The 18,995-nt window shown below is 40.2% G+C and carries 18 protein-coding genes and 1 tRNA gene; 7 read left to right on the top strand and 12 right to left on the bottom strand.

Features of this window, described 5'->3' with window-relative positions:
• Positions 1-6: 6 nt before the first annotated feature.
• Together ybeY and CRO16_RS04665 are read right to left on the bottom strand one after the other, a co-directional pair.
• Complete coding sequence (gene ybeY / locus CRO16_RS04670; protein WP_097055786.1) at positions 7-426, bottom strand: rRNA maturation RNase YbeY; 420 nt, start codon at positions 424-426, stop codon at positions 7-9.
• The gene (locus CRO16_RS04665) at positions 419-3,676 is read right to left on the bottom strand and encodes a DUF4175 family protein (RefSeq protein WP_097055787.1); all 3,258 of its coding nucleotides are present in this window, start codon (positions 3,674-3,676) and stop codon (positions 419-421) included. The genes ybeY and CRO16_RS04665 overlap by 8 nt, the downstream gene beginning before the upstream one ends.
• A gap of 127 nt (positions 3,677-3,803) precedes the next feature.
• Between CRO16_RS04665 and gltX the strand changes: the two genes are divergently transcribed.
• The gene (gene gltX / locus CRO16_RS04660; RefSeq protein WP_097055785.1) at positions 3,804-5,327 is read left to right on the top strand and encodes a glutamate--tRNA ligase; all 1,524 of its coding nucleotides are present in this window, start codon (positions 3,804-3,806) and stop codon (positions 5,325-5,327) included.
• A 72-nt stretch (positions 5,328-5,399) separates the two neighbouring features.
• Here gltX and CRO16_RS04655 read toward each other — a convergent pair whose 3' ends face one another.
• The gene (locus CRO16_RS04655) at positions 5,400-6,080 is read right to left on the bottom strand and encodes an outer membrane beta-barrel protein (RefSeq protein ID WP_097055150.1); all 681 of its coding nucleotides are present in this window, start codon (positions 6,078-6,080) and stop codon (positions 5,400-5,402) included.
• A 76-nt stretch (positions 6,081-6,156) separates the two neighbouring features.
• Here CRO16_RS04655 and CRO16_RS04650 point away from each other — a divergent pair, with 76 nt between their 5' ends.
• Positions 6,157-7,170 (top strand): SPFH domain-containing protein, encoded by a 1,014-nt coding sequence (locus CRO16_RS04650; protein WP_097055149.1) that lies wholly within the window; start codon positions 6,157-6,159, stop codon positions 7,168-7,170.
• Here the strand turns inward: CRO16_RS04650 and CRO16_RS04645 are convergent, their stop codons facing one another.
• The 4 genes from CRO16_RS04645 to CRO16_RS04630 form a co-directional block, all read right to left on the bottom strand.
• Positions 7,171-7,395, bottom strand: a complete 225-nt coding sequence (locus CRO16_RS04645; protein WP_097055148.1) for a DUF6327 family protein — start codon at positions 7,393-7,395, stop codon at positions 7,171-7,173.
• Entirely contained in the window at positions 7,382-7,861 is a 480-nt protein-coding gene (locus CRO16_RS04640; protein ID WP_097055147.1) for a phage holin family protein, read from the bottom strand. Before CRO16_RS04640 ends, CRO16_RS04645 begins: the two co-directional genes overlap by 14 nt.
• A 7-nt stretch (positions 7,862-7,868) precedes the next feature.
• Positions 7,869-8,285 (bottom strand): YtxH domain-containing protein, encoded by a 417-nt coding sequence (locus CRO16_RS04635; protein ID WP_097055146.1) that lies wholly within the window; start codon positions 8,283-8,285, stop codon positions 7,869-7,871.
• Between the two features lie 134 nt (positions 8,286-8,419).
• On the bottom strand, positions 8,420-10,096 hold the full coding sequence (locus CRO16_RS04630; protein WP_097055145.1) for a glutamine--tRNA ligase/YqeY domain fusion protein: 1,677 nt from the start codon (positions 10,094-10,096) through the stop codon (positions 8,420-8,422).
• Between the two features lie 105 nt (positions 10,097-10,201).
• On the opposite strand from CRO16_RS04630, the gene folB reads away from it, so the two are divergent.
• Together folB and CRO16_RS04620 are read left to right on the top strand one after the other, a co-directional pair.
• Entirely contained in the window at positions 10,202-10,558 is a 357-nt protein-coding gene (folB, locus tag CRO16_RS04625) for a dihydroneopterin aldolase (protein WP_097055144.1), read from the top strand.
• Positions 10,559-10,640: 82 nt separating this feature from the next.
• Positions 10,641-10,714 (top strand) — tRNA-Cys (locus CRO16_RS04620).
• Positions 10,715-11,238: 524 nt separating this feature from the next.
• Here the strand turns inward: CRO16_RS04620 and CRO16_RS04610 are convergent.
• From CRO16_RS04610 to rnr, 3 genes are read right to left on the bottom strand one after another with little or no spacing between them, the layout of a single operon-like run.
• Positions 11,239-11,946, bottom strand: a complete 708-nt coding sequence (locus tag CRO16_RS04610) for a LysE family translocator (RefSeq protein ID WP_097055142.1) — start codon at positions 11,944-11,946, stop codon at positions 11,239-11,241.
• Positions 11,947-11,986: 40 nt separating this feature from the next.
• The gene (locus CRO16_RS04605) at positions 11,987-12,676 is read right to left on the bottom strand and encodes a head GIN domain-containing protein (protein ID WP_097055141.1); all 690 of its coding nucleotides are present in this window, start codon (positions 12,674-12,676) and stop codon (positions 11,987-11,989) included.
• The gene (gene rnr, locus CRO16_RS04600) at positions 12,660-14,861 is read right to left on the bottom strand and encodes a ribonuclease R (RefSeq protein WP_097055140.1); all 2,202 of its coding nucleotides are present in this window, start codon (positions 14,859-14,861) and stop codon (positions 12,660-12,662) included. Before rnr ends, CRO16_RS04605 begins: the two co-directional genes overlap by 17 nt.
• A gap of 370 nt (positions 14,862-15,231) precedes the next feature.
• On the opposite strand from rnr, the gene CRO16_RS04595 reads away from it, so the two are divergent.
• The 3 genes from CRO16_RS04595 (at position 15,232) to CRO16_RS04585 (ending at position 16,869) form a co-directional block, all read left to right on the top strand.
• Positions 15,232-15,474 carry a putative signal transducing protein gene (locus CRO16_RS04595; RefSeq protein ID WP_097055139.1) on the top strand — a complete coding sequence of 81 codons (243 nt, stop codon included), beginning with the start codon at positions 15,232-15,234 and terminating at the stop codon, positions 15,472-15,474.
• 521 nt (positions 15,475-15,995) lie between these two features.
• Positions 15,996-16,427 (top strand): ribose 5-phosphate isomerase B, encoded by a 432-nt coding sequence (gene rpiB / locus CRO16_RS04590; RefSeq protein ID WP_097055138.1) that lies wholly within the window; start codon positions 15,996-15,998, stop codon positions 16,425-16,427.
• Between the two features lies 1 nt (position 16,428).
• Positions 16,429-16,869 (top strand): GNAT family N-acetyltransferase, encoded by a 441-nt coding sequence (locus tag CRO16_RS04585; protein ID WP_097055137.1) that lies wholly within the window; start codon positions 16,429-16,431, stop codon positions 16,867-16,869.
• On the opposite strand, the gene CRO16_RS04580 is transcribed toward CRO16_RS04585, so the two are convergent.
• Positions 16,866-18,500 carry a S41 family peptidase gene (locus CRO16_RS04580; protein WP_097055136.1) on the bottom strand — a complete coding sequence of 545 codons (1,635 nt, stop codon included), beginning with the start codon at positions 18,498-18,500 and terminating at the stop codon, positions 16,866-16,868. The genes CRO16_RS04585 and CRO16_RS04580 overlap by 4 nt on opposite strands.
• Positions 18,481-18,879 carry a ribonuclease P protein component gene (locus CRO16_RS04575; protein WP_097055135.1) on the bottom strand — a complete coding sequence of 133 codons (399 nt, stop codon included), beginning with the start codon at positions 18,877-18,879 and terminating at the stop codon, positions 18,481-18,483. The genes CRO16_RS04580 and CRO16_RS04575 overlap by 20 nt, the downstream gene beginning before the upstream one ends.
• Positions 18,880-18,995: the final 116 nt, after the last annotated feature.

Here is an 18,995-nt window from a genome sequence, read left to right as displayed (position 1 = left end):
CTCCTTCTATTGTTCCACGTGGAACATTTTCATTTTTTCCTCTTCTTTTGTTCTCATAAGCTGTGCTTCTTCTTTAGATTTATCTTTATATCCGCAAAAGTGCAGCACCCCGTGAACAATCACTCTTTTTATCTCTTCTTCAAAAGTCACTCCATATTCAGAAGCATTCTCGGCTACCCTTTCGGTGCTGATGAAAATATCACCATTTAGAATATTTCCCACCGAGTTGTCGAAACTGATTATATCTGTATAGGTATCGTGATCGAGGTATTGCTGATTGATCTCAAGCAGGTATTCGTCATCGCAAAAAATAAAACTTATTTCTCCGACCTTTTTACCTTCAGAAGCAATCACCTCTTTAATCCAGGTTTCAAACTGCGAAGAATGTTCCAGTTCAAAAACATTTTCAGAATAAAAATTAATTATCTCTTCGTTCAAAATATTCCTTTACTTTAAGCTTATAAACGGGGCGCAAAGGTAAGCTTTGTCTGTTTAAAATTTCAGTCGTATTAAAATATTCTTTAGCCCGATCAATTGCAGGCTTAGTCTCATTAACGAACTCATCTTTACCGGTGGTGGATTCTCTTTCAGGTTTTTGACCCTGTTGTTTTAAAGCTTCTTCCAGCTCCAAAAGTCTATGCTCCAGTTGCAGCATCTTTCTGTGAGTGGCGTGATCGAATCCTTTTTCGAGCAGTTGTTTTTCTATCTGCTCCATTTCCTTTTTAATTACCTCTCCCGAGGCATTTCTTCCTTCCTGTTCAAGCCGTTCTTCTAAAGCGCGACGCAACATTTGCTGTTCCTGAAATATCCTGAAGAGCTCTCCACTCTCCTCTTCTCCTGAATTTCCCTCCTCACCTTTTCCGGGCTTATCTTCACCTTTTTGTTTTCCTTTCTGCATTCCCTTTTGCATTTCCTCATTGAGTTCCCCCTGCTTCTTAATGATATCCTGAAGTTGTTTTCCCTCGCCACTTCCAGAAGAAGTGGACGAACTTAGCATCTCCTCCATATTGCCCAGAATATCGCTGAGAAGAAAAGCAAGGTCATTGGCCCCGGTGATCACATATTGCTGACTTCCCACCCCCATTCTAATATCATTTTGACCCAGTCGTTCCAGGCTCTGCTCAAGGTTATAATCTACATCTATTAATCGCTCTGTGATCCTTTCGCTAATCATTTCATTCCGCAAAGCAAGGGAATATAAACTATCATCAATATGCCTGAAGTTCTCCCTCAGTTGATCCTGTCTTCTTAATTTCCCGGGTAAGCTTGTTTGGTCATTTCCAAATTGTTTGAATTCCTCCATCAGGTCTTCCTGTCCAAAAGAAAAGGTGACAAGATTATCCAGAATCTGCCGCAACATGGTAACATCTTCCTGCATTTGCTGCATCCCCGCCTGTTGCATTTGCTGTTGCATTTTCCTGCTCATCTCCTTTAGTTTCTCACCTGCCTTTTTCTGTTCCTCTTTAGCACCCTCCTTTTTTCCCTGCTGCAGGTTTTCACCCGCCTTTTCCTGCATTTCTTTTACATCCTCCTGCCCCTCTTTGTCTTCTTCAAAGTCCACCGGTTTTTTGAGGTCCTGATTCTCCTTTTGAAGTTCTTCCATTTCCTGAAAAAGTTCCTCAGTATCTTTTGAAAGAGAATCCTGGGCGGCCCTTGTATTCTGCTCTTCCTCCTTTGCCAATTCAGATTGTTCCTCTCCAAGTTCCTCTAACTCCTGTGCAATCTTTGAAATCTTCTCCTGAACATAATATTTCTTGGTAAGCTCAAGCAGCTGTTCCAGACTTCGCTCCTGGTTCCGGTTATTTTTAGAAAGCTCCTCAAGCTTTTCCTGAAGTCCCTCTTCCTCAATCTTCTCGGAATATTTTTCCAGTTCCTCAAGAAGTTTTTCATTCTCTTCAAGGTCCTCCTTACGATTTGACAGTCTTTCTTCAAGTTCCTTTTTTAGTTCTTGATTTTGAGGTGACCTTTCTTCTTCCAAATTGCGTTGAAGTTTTTCAGTGAAGTTTTCCATCAGCTCATTCTGCTGCTTCTGGCGTTCAAGAAAATTCTCCAGCTTCTTACGGTCGTTATAATTCAGTTCCTTCTTTTCATTCTGAAGTCGGGAAAGTTCCTGCAGTTCTTTATCTGAATTTTTCATCTTTTCCAAAGATCCGTCGATGCCTCCGATCACCTCCCGTTGCTCCTCAAGCCTTTGCTGCTTTTCTTCGGAATCCGTCTTCTTTCGGTAGGTAAAAACCTGACTTTTTACCTTTTTATAGCCATTAAGTACATCATTATCAACCACTTCAAAATAGAATTGATAGGCTTTTCCCGGTTCCAGGTTCAGGGTATCAGGAAAACTGCTCACGAACTCTCCTACATTACCTTTTCCAAACGGAAGTCTTATTACTTTTTGATTTTCAGGGGCTTCCGTGGGTTGAATCACCATCCTGACGGAAGCAATTCCGTAATCATCAGAAACTTTTCCATAGAAATACTGGAAATCCTCATCCAGGGAATCTATTTGACGCTCCAGAATAAGTTCAGGATACTCGTCCTTTACCGTCCTGATGCCGTAGTTGAGATTTTCAAAATTCTTTACCTTCTCATTCGAGGTGCTTATGCTATAATCGAGAGAGTTTTTTACCTGTTTTTTAAGCCGGAAAAATTCATCCTGTTTCTCAAATTTTTGAAGAGTGTCGGGCAGCCGCATTTCAACTTCCCCGGTTGCTAAGGTTTCAAGTTCCCAGTTTACGATTGTTCCTTCGGGAACTGTTGCATTTCCTGTACCGGATATAGCCTCCTCCCCCAAACCTGTATGTGGCGGATATTCCAGAAGCATCTTCAGATTTCTCATTTTTGGCACCTGAATAACCTCTACAGAATAATCCCGCGACCTCACTTTATTTCCGGAAAGACTAAACTCAAAAGAATTTCGTGCAGGCTCAAAAGTATATTCAAAGGTTCCGGGGGAAACCCTATTCATAAAATAAGTTTGTCTGTTATAGTGAACCGAGGCGTCCTGAGGCACAATCCTCCCCTGCGTACTCACCTGTATGGTCAAGGCTTCATTCTCCTGAACCTTTAATTGCTCATTATGCACCTGAAAAGCAAAAGGTGCGGGCGGTTCATAAGCTGTTTTATAATTCACTACCCGCTCATAACTTCCGGAAAAAACCTCTGTTCTTCCGGAAACCACTATCAGCAAAATGATGAACACCGGGATAGCGGCATATTTCAAATAAGGAATATTCTTCCTGAGATCTATAGCCATGGTAAAAGGAACCGGCCGTAATTCTTCTGACTTTTGATCTATCGATGCCAGGAGAAGCTCGGTTCTTTGATCATTCCTGTTAAGTTGTAAAAGATTGAGGAGTTTGTCACTTACTTCAGGAAAATGCCTGCCAATGATCTTAGATGCTTCAGCGTAATCAATTCCGCGGGAGATCTTGAATAGTTTCAGTAGCGGATAAACGATAAATCTTCCGAAGAGAAATAATTCCACAGCAATAAAACTCCAGAACAAGATGCTTCTCCCGGTAGAATTAAGCCAAAGGAGATATTCTATAAACAGGGTAATAAGAAAATACAACAGGCCAATAGCTATAAACAGGATAAAACCCTTTAAAAGTTCGTTCAAATAAAACTTCCTGATAAAAGCTTCCAGTTTGTTGCGTAAAATCTCAAAATTATTCATGCCTCCTCCCCATTTATGCATCTCCTAAAAATACAATTTATTTCCAATAAGTACTTCAACCTCCACATTTTCAATGCTGTTTCGTGAACCTAAAGAAACCTTTATCTTTGCGCCAAAACCAGCATTTATGTCAACGGAAAAAGTAAGGGTGCGATTTGCACCTAGCCCTACAGGGCCACTACATATTGGAGGAGTTAGAACTGCACTTTTTAACTACCTGTTCGCAAAGAAAAATGGCGGAGATTTCATCCTGAGAATTGAAGATACAGACCAGGCCCGTTACGTGGAAGGTGCAGAACAATATATTATTGATTCTCTTAACTGGTGCAACATTCCATTTGATGAGGGTCCCGGAAAGGAAAAAGATGCAGGTCCTTACCGCCAGAGTGAGCGAAAGCATCTCTACCGTGAATATGCCGAAATGCTTATCGCTTCGGGGAATGCTTACTACGCTTTTGACACTACCGAAGAGCTGGATGCACATCGCCAGGACCATGAAGAAAAAGGAAAGACGTTCATCTACAACTGGCACAACCGTCAAAAACTGAAGAATTCCCTTTCTCTTCCCGTAGCCGAAGTAAAACAGAAGATCGAATCGGGAGAAGCATATGTGATCAGGTTTAAAACGCCCGAAGATGAAACCCTGCAGCTAAAGGATGAGATTCGCGGAGAAATGCATATTGAAACAAAGATCCTGGATGATAAGGTGCTTTTTAAGAGCGATGGTATGCCCACCTATCACCTTGCCAATATTGTAGATGACCATCTCATGAAGATCACCCACGTGATTAGAGGGGAAGAATGGTTACCATCCCTGGCACTGCATGTACTTTTGTACAGAGCCTTTGATTGGACAGCTCCAAAATTTGCTCACCTCCCGCTTATTTTAAAACCCCAGGGAAAAGGAAAATTAAGCAAGCGTGACGGAGATAAAATGGGATTCCCGGTATTTCCGCTGGAATGGAAGGATCCAAAGAGCGGAGATGTTTCTATGGGCTACCGTGAAGAAGGATATTTTCCGGAAGCTGTTATTAACATGCTGGCGCTTTTAGGATGGAATGCCGGCGGCGGAAGTGAGAAAGAGATCTACAGCCTTGAAGAGCTTACTAAAGCCTTTTCTTTCGAGCACGTCTCAAAAGGAGGTTCCAAATTTGATCCCGAAAAAACAAAATGGTTCCAGCATCACTACATGCAGGAGGCAGAAAATGAGGTTTTAGCTGCAGATTTTGGAAAACTACTGCAGGAAAAGGATCTGGATTTCTCTCAGGAATATATTTCAAAGGTAATTGCCATGCTGAAAGAAAGAGCGACGTTTTTAAGCGATTTCTGGGAAATTGGAAGCTACTTCTTCACCGCGCCTGAAAACTACGATGAGAAGGCAGCTAAAAAGGTCTGGAAGGAAGATACTTCAGATATTATAGATCAGGTTATAGACCTATTAGAAAAAGAGGAGGATTTTTCAGTAGCAAATCTCCAGGAGAAAGTAAAAGGTTGGATCACTTCCGAAGGAATTGGCTTTGGTAAGGTCATGCAACCATTCCGCCTTTCTCTTGTGGGGGCGATGCAGGGACCGGATGTTTTTGAGATCGCAGCTACAATTGGAAAGGAAGAAACCCTTTCAAGGTTAAAGAAGGCGCAGCAAAGCCTTTAAAAATAATACCCATAAAAAAAGCCATTTTTGATACTTCTCAAAAATGGCTTTTTTTATTTCTACTTATTACCATTACAGGAACATTGTTATTCCTGCCGCGATCATGCTCATATGACCTTCTAAATTTGACATACCTGCATCCTTTTCCTCTAAACCTTCATCCTCAAGCCCTTTGAGCATGTTATTAAGTCCATATTGGTATTGAGCCCAGAATTTTACTGTTTCCATTCCGCCACTCAACCCTAATGCTAAATTGACATTAAAAGGAGATATTTTTTCGATATCTATTGCATTCACATTAGTATTTCCTACAAACCACAATTCCTTGTCCTGGCGCGCATCCAGTTTTCCGTTTACCTGCAGTACAGGACCGGCTTCTACGCTCAAATAATGATCAATAAGTTTATAACTGGCAAAGAAATTTCCCTGTACCCCTATCATGTTGTACTCAATAGCCTCAATAGGAGAAGTAAGTTCTACTTTTTCCCTCCCGTCAATATCCAGTTTAAAATCGTAGAAATTGATTCCATAAACAAATTGCCAATTCTCATAAAAAGAAGCCCTGGTAGTGAATCCTGCTGTCCAGCTTACCTTTGGCTGCACCTCTAAGTCATTGGTCACAATATTGAAATAGTTCGCCCCTGCCTGCAAGCCTAACCTGTTATATTCGCCATCCCAAAGTCGGCGTTGTGCCTGGGCAGAAAATGAAAATATTAAAACAATCCCAAGAAGAAGAATTCTCTTTAAATCCATATTTTTTTGAAATTTTTGAAAGGGCTAAATGTAGCTGTTTATTTTCATATCTTTCGTTAAAATTAAACCACAACCAATGATATCCACCATTTTAACTGCCGTAATCGTTGTCTTCGGACTCATCATCCTTTTCTCCGGAATCTTTACGGTAAAACAACAAACTGCTGCTATTCTTGAACGATTTGGAAAGTTTCAACGCATAAGCAATAGCGGACTTCATTTTAAAGTACCGGTTATTGATCAGATCGCCGGAAGGATCAATTTAAAAGTTCAGCAGCTGGACGTGTTGGTAGAGACTAAAACCAAAGATGACGTATTCGTAAAACTAAAGATCTCTGTGCAGTTCCAGGTGATCCAGACAAGGGTTTATGACGCCTTCTATAAACTTGAAAATTCCCATGACCAGATCACTTCTTACGTTTTTGACGTAGTACGTGCAGAGGTGCCAAAAATGAAACTGGATGACGTTTTTGAAAGAAAAGATGATATTGCTATTGCTGTAAAAAGGGAGCTGAATGAAGCTATGGAGGAATATGGTTATGACATTATTAAAACCTTAGTTACTGATATTGATCCCGATGTACAGGTAAAAGCCGCCATGAACCGAATTAATGCTTCGGAAAGAGAAAAAGTAGCTGCCGAATATGAAGCTGAAGCCGAACGTATCAAGATCGTTGCCAAGGCCCGTGCGGAAGCTGAAAGTAAGCGCCTGCAGGGACAGGGTATTGCCGACCAGCGCCGGGAGATCGCCCGCGGACTTGAAGAAAGTGTGGATGTGCTAAACAATGTAGGGATCAATTCCCAGGAGGCTTCTGCCCTTATCGTTGTAACTCAGCATTACGATACTCTGCAGTCACTTGGAGAAGAAACACAGAGTAACCTGATACTACTCCCTAATTCTCCCCAAACAGGAAGCGACATGTTGAACAACATGATCGCATCATTTACTGCTTCCAATCAAATCGGGGAAGCAATGAAGAAAGGAAACGCTCTAAGGGAACAAAAAAGAAAGGAAAAACAGGAAAAAAAGAAGAGACAACTCCCTCCAGATCTGCCTACAGAAGATGAGGAGAATAACAGAGAGGAATAACTATTTAAATTTTTCGCCAATAAAGCCAAGTACCGAGGTGGCTCCTTTTAATATAAGTGCGTTTTTAAAGATGCTTCCGGCAGCGTTTTTAAGCAATCTCTTGGGAGCAAGACTCTCTTTGGTGATGTTATAGCTTAATATAACCTTCTCCTTATCGATCTCCTTTTGGAGTTGAAGAAGTTTAAGGTCTCTTTCTATATCCTCGAAGTTCTTATATTCTCTCATTGTCTTTGATTATAACTTCATCCTTGGCTACCACTTCCTCCTTTATGATCACCTCATCGGTTCTAAAGTCGGTTTGTTCCGTAAATTCCGGATGAGTTTCCTTTGGCTTATTTTCAGGCTCACTAAAGAACTTTTTAGAAGCCGGAGGTAATAAGGCATTTGTTATTACTTTGCTTCCAAAGAAGACAAAGAAAAGGCCTATTAGCAGGTAAAATCCAGCGACTATGAAGAATCCGCTGCTTGGGGAATCCAAGAGGTCACTCAAGAGAATAGCTACAGCAACAGAAATAAAGATGAGGGCAAACAACATAAAAAAAGCTATTGCCGCACCTTTTATGGCGGCAGTAGCCCCTTTCATGCTTTTGTTAAACAAATCCAGTTTATAATACTCTGCACTGCTTTGCGCAAAGGATTTAATGTTTTCGTTTAACTGATGTAAATTTTCAGATATTTTTTCGAATGCCATAAGCGTTTTATCCTACCGCATTATCTGCACTGTCTGCAACACCTTTTTTGCTTTTACCGCTGGAAGCAGTAGACTTTGACCCATTTCCTTCACTACGGTCCTTCTGGAATTTAGAGTTTTGTTTTCTAAGTTCCTCCAGTTTAGATTCAAGGCTGCTAAGGATCTCATCGGCTTTATAACTTGCAGAAGAAAGTGTTTCTTCCAGTCTTAGTTCAAAATCTGATTTTGCTTTTTTAGCTCTTGTACTTAGGTTTGAAGAGGTTTCGCGATAACGCTTGTTTAGATCATCCTGAGTTCTTCTTGCGTTTTCTCCCAGTTTTCTTCTGGTTTCCTCTCCACTCTCAGGTGCATATAACATTCCAAGACCTGCTCCTATCGCAGCTCCTGTAAGCAATGCTAAAAATGTACTTCCTGATTTTGCCATGATTTTGTTGGTTATTAAGATTAATACTACAACCAAATATAAACCATAGCACACTGTACTGCTGTTAATAACCGGTTAATATCGAAAAAACCCAATGCTAAAGTATTCTTAATTGACCGGTCTGAACTGCTATCCTACTCCTTTCCTCCCCAGGAATCCCTAAGGGTAACGGTCCTATTGAAAACCAGGTGGTCCTGTGTGCTTTCTTTATCAACGTTAAAATAACCTAACCTCTGAAATTGAAATTTATCTCCCGGTTCAACATTTTTGAGTCCGGGTTCAAGATAAGCAGTCACTACTTTAAGAGATTCCGGGTTTAAAAAGTCGAGAAAATCCTTTTCCTTATCGGCATCCGGAGATTCTACGCTAAACAAACGGTCATAAAGGCGGACTTCAGCCTGTATGGCATGTTTGGCCGATACCCAGTGCAAGGTTCCTTTTACCTTACGCATTGATTCTTCGGTTCCACTTCCACTCCGGCTTTTGGGATCATAAGTACAGTGAATCTCCACTATTTCTCCGGCATCGTTCTTTATCACGCTTTCTCCCTTGATGATATAAGCGTTCTTGAGCCTCACTTCTTTTCCTAAGGTCAATCTAAAAAACTTGCGGTTTGCCTCCTCTTTAAAATCTTCCTGTTCAATGTAAAGCTCTTTTGAAAATGGTAATTCCCTTGATCCTGCATTTTCATCTTCAGGGTTATTTTCGGCTTCCAACCACTCTTCCTTATCCTCTGGGTAATTAGTAATCACCAGCTTCACAGGATCGAGCACTGCCATTACACGGGGTGCAGTTTTATTGAGGTCTTCCCTTATACAGAATTCGAGCAGGGAAACATCAACAATATTTTCCCTTTTTGCAATACCTATAATTTCAGCAAATTTTCGGATAGACTGGGGCGTATAACCTCTCCTTCTTAAACCGGAGATTGTGGGCATACGGGGATCATCCCAGGATTTCACAATTCCCTTTTCTACCAAATGAAGCAGCTTTCGCTTACTCACGATGGTATGACTTAAGTTACGGCGGGCAAACTCCCGTTGTTTAGGCCTGAAATCTTCCGCAGAACTTACCTTTTCGAGGAACCAGTTGTACAATTCACGGTGAGGTAAAAATTCCAGCGTACAAAACGAATGAGAAACAGATTCTATATAATCACTTTGCCCATGAGCCCAGTCGTAGAGCGGATAGATCATCCAGTCATTCCCGGTGCGGTGATGCTTGCGGTGCAGGGTTCTGTACATCACGGGGTCACGCATCAACATGTTCTTTGCGGCCATGTCTATCTTTGCCCTAAGCACATGTTCCCCTTCTTTAGTCTCCCCATTCTTCATCTTCTCAAAAAGCTCAAGATTCTCATCTACGGACCTGTCCCGATAAGGACTGTTGGTTCCCGGTTGAGTTGGGGTTCCCTTTTGTGCTGCAATTGCTGCGGAAGGCTGACTATCTACGTAAGCATCTCCATTTTTGATCATCATTACCGCCCAGTCGTACAGCTGCTGAAAATAATCTGAAGCATAGCACTCCCTAGCCCACTTAAAGCCCAGCCAAACCACATCACTTTTAATAGCGTCCACATACTCCTGCTCTTCTTTAATAGGATTGGTATCATCAAACCTGAGATTAACGGGAGCATTGTATTTTTCTCCCAATCCAAAATTTAAACAAATGGAGGAAGCATGACCAATATGCAGATATCCGTTAGGTTCCGGTGGAAATCTGAACTGCAGGTCCTCTTTTTTATAATCGTTCTTTAGATCTTCTTCTATGATTTGCTCAATAAAATTGAGGGATCTTTTTTCTTCAGCCATAATTCTGGTTCATCTTTAAGGCTGCAAATTTACAGAAAATATACATCAATCAAATGCCTGCATCTTCCCCTTCGGAAATGTTCTTATCTTCGCAAAAAATAAGTTTTGGGAAGTATTAAACTTAGAAATATCAAAGTATTCGCTTATCATGGCTGCCTTGAGGAAGAAGGACAGATAGGAAGTGATTACCGGGTGGATCTAAAAGTAAAAGGAGATCTCTCCCTTTCGGCAAAATCTGATGCCCTCAAGGACACCATAGACTATGTACATCTTAACAAGATCGTGAAGGAGGAAATGGCTATCAGATCCAAATTGTTGGAAACTGTAGCCGAAAGGATATTGAACCGGGTTCTGGAAGAACTTTTGATCGTACAGAAAGTGACCGTGGATGTTTCCAAAATCAATCCACCTATAGGCGGAAATGTTGCAATGGTCACCGTTAGACGGAGCAAAAGCAGGTAAATTTTTGTTAATTCTACAGCCCGGCCAAAAGACTGGTCTCAAAAAGAGAAAATTTATTACATTTGCCTTCCATTATAAGAATGGCATCGTGGCCGAGTGGCTAGGCAGAGGTCTGCAAAACCTTGTACAGCGGTTCGAATCCGCTCGATGCCTCCAAAAAAGCTCCTTCTCAAGGAGCTTTTTTAATTTCCAATTATTCAAATTCCAAATTCCAAAAGGGGAAATAAAGGAAGTTCAAACTACATCTTGTCGTTTTGAATAAATTGTACAGCGGTTCTCCCGATGCGTCGGGACGCTCGATGCCTCCAAAAAAGCTCCTTCTCAAGGAGCTTTTTTTATTCAGGATTTTAAATATTCTGAGGTATTAAAAAGAATTTTTAGGTAATTATTCATAACCGAAAAAAACCTGGTACAGCGGTTCTCCCGATGCATCGGGACGCTCGATGCCTCTAAAAAAGCTCCCTTTTCAAGGAGCTTTTTTAATTTCCAATTATTCAAATTCCAAATTCCAAAAGGGGTAAAAAGGTAATTAAATTGGTATAGTGATACTTCAAAACATCCGGAGGGTAGACAGAAGTTTATAGGCTGTAGAGTATCCCTTCTCAACAAATACATTTTTATGTAGCCTTAATTTGGTTACAAATTGGAATTTGGTGCTTGAAATTTTGAAATTATTATCCCTATTCAAAGTACTGAATATAAGCTCCAGATTCGGGGGTAATGTTGTCGATCTGGTCCTGGATCTGATTCATTTCCTGAGGAACAAGGCCCTGCCCAATCAAAAAGAGTCCGAAGATCACCAGAATTACGCTTATTACTTTCTTTACGTTGTAGATTCGGTTTGGAGTAAGCTTCCGGTTCAGTTTTTTGGCTGCAAGGATCTTAAAAATGTCAATTACAAAATAAGTTCCTAAAACAGTTCCGAAGAAAAGGCTCATGCGGGAGGTTTCCATTTCCATTTGGGGCCCAAAAACAATAATAAGTCCCAGCCAGAAACCCAGCACGCCAATATTGATAAAATTCAGAAGGAAACCTTTGGCAGCAAGACCAAGATAATCTCTTTTGTTTAGTTTTTGAATCTCGGGTACTTCCTCGTGCTGCAAAACCCGCTTGTTCTGGATGAACTGAATGATCCCGTAGGTCACCAGGATACCTCCTCCAAAAATAAAAAGAGCCGGATCGTCCTTGATCCGGTTCAGTAATTTTGTGGTACTTAAATAGGCGATTAGCAGAAAGATGATATCGGCAAAAAGTACTCCAATGTCAAAGGAAATAGCAGCCCTAAACCCTTTTATAGCGGCGGTTTCAAGAAGTACAAAGAATACGGGCCCCAACAGAAAAGCAAGAAAAAATCCTAAAGGTATGGCAGCCAGTATATCCTGAAACATCCGGTTTTTTTAGATTCACAAATATAGAATTTTACTTAAATTATAAAATTCTTCCTCCCAGGCTTGTCTTTTGCTCTACTTCTTCAGGTCTTCCAAAGATCTCAATGGTTCCACCAAGAGTGGCGGTAGCTCTCACATATTGCGTCGCATAGATCTCTCCTTTTGCAGCAGTACCTGCTTTTGCAATGGTTTCTTTAGTGCGAAGATCTTTTCCGTAGTAATAGCCGCCGGTGTTTAGATCCACTTGCTGGGACTCAGCTTTTCCTTCCAGGTAAATCTTTCCACCAGTAACGGCTTTAGAAACGATCTTAGATGCGTTTACCTCGGCTCTTATATTCGCACCTTCCTGTGCTCTAAAAGTTAGTTCCTCGCCTTTTAATTGCCCTGAAACCTCCACTAAAGAACCTTGATTGGCATCTATGATCTCAACACTCTTCCCATAAACTTTGATTCGGGTGTCATCTTTTGACCAAAGATTATTAAGAGACAATTTTACCTCCAGCCGATTTTCAACAACCTCAAATTTTACTTCATGTTTACTATGCCCGGTAATTTCAATACGGTTTTCTTTAGAAGGAATCACCTGCACCTCTATCCCATTGAAGGTTTTTAATTCTTTAAAATCCTTTAAGCTTTCACTTACATCCCTGTGTTGAGCTATGGAAGTAAGGCCGTAAAACAGAAATACAGCTACTACTCCTAAAAACTTAAGATCAATTTTCAACTTCATCTTTAGATCCAATTAAATTAAAGTCCAGGTGCCTTTTTACGAGATCGGCATTTTTTACTGATACATATACTTCATCTCCAAGCTGATAGACCTTACCGGTCTTTCTGCCGATGATGGCATATTGTTCGGGATCAAAATCGAAATGATCTTCCCGAATATCCCTAAGTCTTACCATGCCCTCACATTTGTTGGCGATGATCTCGACATAAATACCCCACTCAGTCACCCCGGAAATAACGCCAAGAAACTCCTCATCATTGTGGTCCTGCATAAATTTAATTTGCATGAACTTTATAGAATCCCTTTCGGCACTTGTGGCCAGACTTTCCATGTTACTGCTGTGCTGACATTTAGCTTCATACTCCTCTTCGGCAGCAGATTTTCCATTATCGAGGTAATGCTGCAAAAGGCGGTGGGCCATTACATCGGGATATCTTCGAATAGGGGAGGTAAAATGTGAATAATAACTAAAGGCAAGACCGTAATGCCCTATGTTTTCTGTGCTGTAATAGGCCTTGCTCATGGTCCTGATAGCAAGGGTATCGATAAGATTTTGCTCTTTCTTCCCCTGTACATTTTCCAGGAGGCTGTTCAGAGATTTACTAATTTGTTTTTGATCCCGAAGGTCAAGTTTATGCCCGAATTTGCTCACCAGAGATTTTAAAGCAAATAGCTTATCATCATCGGGTTCATCATGGCACCTGTAAACGAAGGTTTTCTTAGGTTTTTGTTTTCCTATAAACTCAGCCACTTTTTTGTTGGCCAGTAGCATAAATTCCTCGATAAGTTTATTTGCTTCTTTTGAAGTTTTAAAGAACACTCCAACCGGTTCATTCTTCTCATCAAGTTCAAATTTTACTTCAACTTTGTCAAAAGAAATTGCTCCCTCACCCATTCTCTTTTTCCGCATCACTTCGGCGATCTGGTTCATTTTTAGAACTGCAGTGACAATAGGATCCTCTACCCTGTAAGCTTTTCCGGTTAAAGAAAGATCTTCCGGAATATCTCCTCCCGTGGTTTCTATGATGTATTGGGCTTCTTCATATGCAAAACGGGCATCGGAATAGGTGACGGTTCTTCCAAACCATTGCTCTTTCACTTCCCCTTTTGAGGTCATTTCAAAAACTGCAGAAAAAGTATATTTTTCCTCATTAGGCCTTAATGAACAGGCATTGTTAGATAAGACTTCCGGTAACATTGGCACCACCCTGTCAACCAGATAAACTGAAGTTGCCCTGTTAAAGGCTTCTTCATCCAAAATGGTTCCCGGCTTCACATAGTGAGAAACATCGGCAATATGAATTCCAATTTCAAAGTTTCCGTTTTCAAGTTCTCTAAAACTTAAGGCATCATCGAAATCCTTTGCATCTTTAGGGTCAATGGTGAAAGTTAGCACCTCCCGCATATCTCTGCGGTTTTTAATTTCCTCTTCCTGAATACTGGTGTCCAGCTTCTGTGCAAAGGCTTCAACTTCTTCCGGAAATTCGTGTGGAAGTCCATATTGAGCTAAAATGGAATGGATTTCTGTTTGATGTTCGCCTGGCCTTCCCAGCACCTGTACAATATGTCCAAATGGAGAATCAGCTTTTTCCGGCCATTCTTCCATTTCAACCACTACTTTATCTCCATCTTTAGCTTCTCCTATTTTGTTCTTCTGAACAAAAATATCGGTGTACATCTTTCCATCCTGAATGGCTACAAAACCAAAATTTTCCTGCAGCTGAAGAACCCCTACAAATCGGGTCTTTTTACGCTGAAGGATCTTAGTGATCTCCCCTTCAGATTTTTTATTGCGCCGGCGTTTGTAGATATAAATCTCCACTTGGTCACCGTCCAAAGCTTTATTGATGTTTCCGGAAGGAATGAATACGTCCTCATCCAGTTCTTCAACCACTACATAACCACTCCCTTTTGCAGTCATGTCAAGAATTCCCTGATAATAGTCTACTCCGGCTTTAATGCGATACCTGCCACGGTCAACTTCTTCTATTTTCTTTTTAGCGGCAAGCTGGGAGAGGGTACGAATGATCTTATTCCTGTTGGTGGGGTCGTCAACACCCATTTTTGCAGCGATCTGCTTATAATTAAAATCTTTTCCCGACTCTTTACGCATTATTCCCAGGATATTCTGGGTTATACTTTCGAGATTGGCCGATTTACTTCCTTTTCTATTCTTTTTACTCATTGGTATTATTAAGCCCTAAAATTAAGCCTTATTATTTACTTGCACCTGAATTTACTTCAAATTCCGGTTATTTCCCCATTTATTAGCTAAAATGCAAACTTATGGTAACATAATATTTTTAACATTTGAATCATTAATTCTTAAATTTATATTAAATTTGTTTAAGAATTCCATTCAAGGCATCAAGAAAAATATGACTAAATCAACAAAAATCTCACTTATCTTCGTCGTGATATTTGTAATAGGTGTTCTAATTTTTGTTACTTCTATTAATCAAACATTGAACACCCCGGTATCGCAACCTTATCCAGGTCCATCTACCTTACCTCTTTCATAGAAAACCCTTATCTTTAATAGCAAGTCTTATGCTATGAGAGATTATATTACTCTTTGCGTTTTCACTTATCCACATGAATATTCGGTTCTAAAACTTTTGCTGGATCGGGAAGAGGTACAACATTTCTTCCAAAATGAAACTATGGTAGGGTTTTTCCCTTTCTACTCAAATGCCCTTGGCGGTATTAGATTAAAGGTCCATCATCGGGATTTTGAAAAGGCAAGAGAGATCCTCGACAATTTTCAAAATGAATTTCCTCCTTTAAAGATCGTTTAGTTGTCAACAGTTATTATATATACTTCTTTTTCTTTCTTTTTAAAAAAATTAAAATGTTGATGTATTATAGTCTGTTGATATGTAGCATAACTTTTTCGAAGTTTTTTTGGAAAGTTAGAACCTATTATTCCGGCCACAGGTTATGAACAGCAGTAGCATCTTTTAAAGCCCTGATTTCTAAAAGAAGTTTTAATTTTCTTAACAACTGTTCATAATGAAATGTGAAAATCAAATTTTAATAACTTAACACTTTCTTAATGTTTAGAAGCCAAAATTTGATGCTGAAAACTTCTCCGAAAAATGTGGACTTATAATTTTATTATCTCACAAATTCTTTGGTATTGCTATTTCCCGTGAGTTATCCAAATTTCATTTTGTTTTTTTAGCTTGCATTTATGAACAAATTTTCAACTTTTGTAATAGCTTTAAAATAAAGCTATTGTAACATTTAATTAACAATCGCTAAAATAGAAGTTGATAAGCCAAAGTTTTACCTTTGTACCTCATTAAATCTCAAGATCATGAAAATTTCCATAGGAAATGACCACGCAGGAACCGGATATAAAAATGCCGTTACTGAATTTCTGAAATCTAAAAATATTGAAGTAATCAACCATGGAACAGATTCTGAAGAAAGTGTTGATTATCCCGATTTTGTTCACCCTGTAGCACAGGATGTGGAGGATAAAAAAGTAGATTTTGGGATCATTATCTGCGGTAGCGGAAATGGCGCAAACATGACCGCCAATAAACATCAGGCGGTGCGTTCTGCGCTATGCTGGACCAAAGAAATCGCTGCTTTAGCCAGGGAACATAATGATGCCAACGTATTAAGCATTCCTGCGCGTTACACTTCAAAAGAGCAGGCAGTAGAAATGGTAAAGGTTTTTCTTGAAACAGAATTTGCCGGGGGCCGCCATAGCCGTCGTGTTGAAAAGATAGCCTGTAGCTAAAATGCAGATCAAAATTGTAACATTTGAAGAGCTAAGCCTTCAGGAGCTTTATAACCTCCTTCAGCTTCGAGCTGAAGTATTTGTAGTAGAACAGGACTGTGTTTACCAGGATATTGACGGGAAGGATCAAAAAGCCTTACATGTTCTGGGATTAGAAAAAGATGAGCTGGTTGCTTACACCAGAATTTTTCCACCCGGATTTTATTTTGAAGAAGCAGCCATAGGAAGGGTTGTGGTTAAGGAAAAATACAGGAAAAACAGCTATGGGCATGAAATCTTAAAGGCTTCAGTTAAAGCTATTGAAGAAAGATTTCACACCGGCAGGATCAAATTATCTGCACAAACTTATCTTACCAGCTTCTATGAAAACCATGGTTTTCAACAAATTGGTGAAGGTTATCTTGAGGATGGTATTCCCCACATAGCCATGATAAAAGCTTAGCCCTTAAGGATGTTTTTATATTGGGCCTGGTCTTTTAGAACTTCCTTAGCCTTAAGGATCTCTGGATTTTCCTTAACGTAATAATCATATAATCCTTCCTTATAAAAATATCTTTTGATGATCTCTTCAGACAGCAGGCTTTTTATCTCAGCTTTTTTAGAAGTAAGTGCCTGTTCTTTTGAAGAAGAAATACTGCCGAGGATCTCCTTAATATCTGCAGAAATTTCCTGTTGATAACCTTCTTTTTCGGCAGCAGCCATCACCTCTTCTAATTCCTTTTCTGTAGCTGTAGTGAAATTAAAGTCGGTGGTTTCAAGGTATTTCAGGAAATCGCTGTAATCTTTATCGGTGAATTCAAAGGCTTCAGGAGTTTTCAACTCATGTTGATAATAGTAGTTGGTAGCATAGTCAAAAATGGCATTTTCCTGAAGGATCGCATTAGTGATGTCGCTAAATTCTGAAGTTTCCAGTTTAATATCAGGTGCAATACCTCCACCGTCATAGACTTTACGACCATTTCGGGTCTTGAACTCGTTGTAATCTTTAGACGTAAGCCTCACTGCATTTCCTTCAGTATCTCTTCTGGTATAATCCAGCGCCTGTATACAACGACCACTTGGGGTGTAATACCGGGAAATCGTTACTTTTAGCTGTGTACCATAGGTAAGTTCTTTTGGACGCTGGACGAGCCCCTTTCCAAAGCTGCGGGCACCAATAACCACTGCCCGGTCAAGATCCTGTAAAGAGCCGGCCACGATCTCACTGGCAGATGCACTTCTTCCATTTATTAACACTACTACGGGAATTTCAGTATCTATAGGCTTTCGGGTTGTTGAAAAGCTTTGGTTATACTTTTCAACTGCCGATTTTGTGCTGGTGATCAATTGTCCTTCAGGCACAAAAATGTTTGCAACATTAATAGCTTCAGAAAGAAGTCCTCCGGGATTTCCGCGGAGATCCAGGATAACCTTATCTGCACCCTGATCTTTAAGTTCTTTGAGAGCTTTAATAGTTTCCGCAGAAGCATTCCTGTTGAACTGAGATAACACGATATATGCAGTATTATCTTCCAACAACTTATAGTATGGTACTGCTTTTATTTCTACAGCACCACGGGTCAGGCTGGTCGTTTTAATTTCCCCACGCCGTTTAAAGGTGAGATCAATACTCGTGTTAGGAGCGCCTTTTAGCAGCTCTCCCGCATCTTCATTAAAATCGGCTACATTGATATTCCCAATCTTAATGATCTCGTCTCCGGCCTTTAGACCGGCTTTATCTGCAGGATAATCTTTATAAGGTTCTAAAATGACAATTTTATCGGCCTTTATGCCCACTGTAGCCCCAATCCCGGTATATTCCCCGGCATTGTCTATCCTTGCCGCCTGTACTTCCTGTTCATTCCAGTAGTGAGTATAGGGATCCAGATCTTCGAGCATTGCATTAATGGCAGTATCCATAAGATCTGCAGGATTGGTCTCATCAACATAATTCATGTTGAGTTCCTTAAAAAGCGTAGTAAAGATCTCCAGTTGTTTGGCGATCTCAAAAAAATCTGATTTATAGCTTACCGTGGTAAAAAACAGCACCGGAATGCTTGCAAAAAATGCTATTTTAGAGAATGTCTTTTTCATGTTCCTTCGGTTTTTCTTGCTGTACAAATCTTTTCAGAAGTTCTTCCCCATCGCGAAGAAGTTCAGAATACCCGGTGATCTCCCGTCCGGTATAGATCAACATCAACGCGTAACTACCGGCTAAATTATTGGAAACAAGATACTTATTTTTTCTATATACCTCGCGCATGAGCCGCTTTAATTTGATCCTGTCCACTGCACGTTTAAAGCTTCTCTTGGGAACTGAAACTGCCACTTTATTTTTCTTTTCAGAAGACTTTTCCAGGGGAAGATAAACCAGCCGCAAGGGATATTTTTTAACCGATTTGCCTTCTGCAAATAACCGGTCTATGATCACCTTGCTCTTGAGCTTTTCTTTCTTTCCGAAGCTTTCTTCCATCTGGTAAAAATATTGATTTAAAAATTACTTTCTGCGGAAAGTGTTGAAAGAGCTCCCACGGCGGAACAGGGATAATATCCACAGCAATGGATGATTCAATTTTCCCGATTGAAAAT

The sequence above is a fragment of the Salinimicrobium sediminis genome (genome assembly GCF_900215295.1).
Classification (GTDB): Bacteria; Bacteroidota; Bacteroidia; order Flavobacteriales; family Flavobacteriaceae; genus Salinimicrobium; species Salinimicrobium sediminis.
This window is presented reverse-complemented; position numbering and strand designations above follow the sequence as displayed.

Coding starts and splice junctions, on each gene's coding strand:
- CRO16_RS04665 (WP_097055787.1), bottom strand. CDS start 3,676: ATGAATAATTTTGAGATTTTACGCAACAAACTGGAAGCTTTTATCAGG.
- gltX (WP_097055785.1), top strand. CDS start 3,804: ATGTCAACGGAAAAAGTAAGGGTGCGATTTGCACCTAGCCCTACAGGG.
- CRO16_RS04655 (WP_097055150.1), bottom strand. CDS start 6,080: ATGGATTTAAAGAGAATTCTTCTTCTTGGGATTGTTTTAATATTTTCA.
- CRO16_RS04650 (WP_097055149.1), top strand. CDS start 6,157: ATGATATCCACCATTTTAACTGCCGTAATCGTTGTCTTCGGACTCATC.
- CRO16_RS04645 (WP_097055148.1), bottom strand. CDS start 7,395: ATGAGAGAATATAAGAACTTCGAGGATATAGAAAGAGACCTTAAACTT.
- CRO16_RS04640 (WP_097055147.1), bottom strand. CDS start 7,861: ATGGCATTCGAAAAAATATCTGAAAATTTACATCAGTTAAACGAAAAC.
- CRO16_RS04635 (WP_097055146.1), bottom strand. CDS start 8,285: ATGGCAAAATCAGGAAGTACATTTTTAGCATTGCTTACAGGAGCTGCG.
- CRO16_RS04630 (WP_097055145.1), bottom strand. CDS start 10,096: ATGGCTGAAGAAAAAAGATCCCTCAATTTTATTGAGCAAATCATAGAA.
- CRO16_RS04610 (WP_097055142.1), bottom strand. CDS start 11,946: ATGTTTCAGGATATACTGGCTGCCATACCTTTAGGATTTTTTCTTGCT.
- CRO16_RS04605 (WP_097055141.1), bottom strand. CDS start 12,676: ATGAAGTTGAAAATTGATCTTAAGTTTTTAGGAGTAGTAGCTGTATTT.
- rnr (WP_097055140.1), bottom strand. CDS start 14,861: ATGAGTAAAAAGAATAGAAAAGGAAGTAAATCGGCCAATCTCGAAAGT.
- CRO16_RS04595 (WP_097055139.1), top strand. CDS start 15,232: ATGAGAGATTATATTACTCTTTGCGTTTTCACTTATCCACATGAATAT.
- rpiB (WP_097055138.1), top strand. CDS start 15,996: ATGAAAATTTCCATAGGAAATGACCACGCAGGAACCGGATATAAAAAT.
- CRO16_RS04585 (WP_097055137.1), top strand. CDS start 16,429: ATGCAGATCAAAATTGTAACATTTGAAGAGCTAAGCCTTCAGGAGCTT.
- CRO16_RS04580 (WP_097055136.1), bottom strand. CDS start 18,500: ATGAAAAAGACATTCTCTAAAATAGCATTTTTTGCAAGCATTCCGGTG.
- CRO16_RS04575 (WP_097055135.1), bottom strand. CDS start 18,879: ATGGAAGAAAGCTTCGGAAAGAAAGAAAAGCTCAAGAGCAAGGTGATC.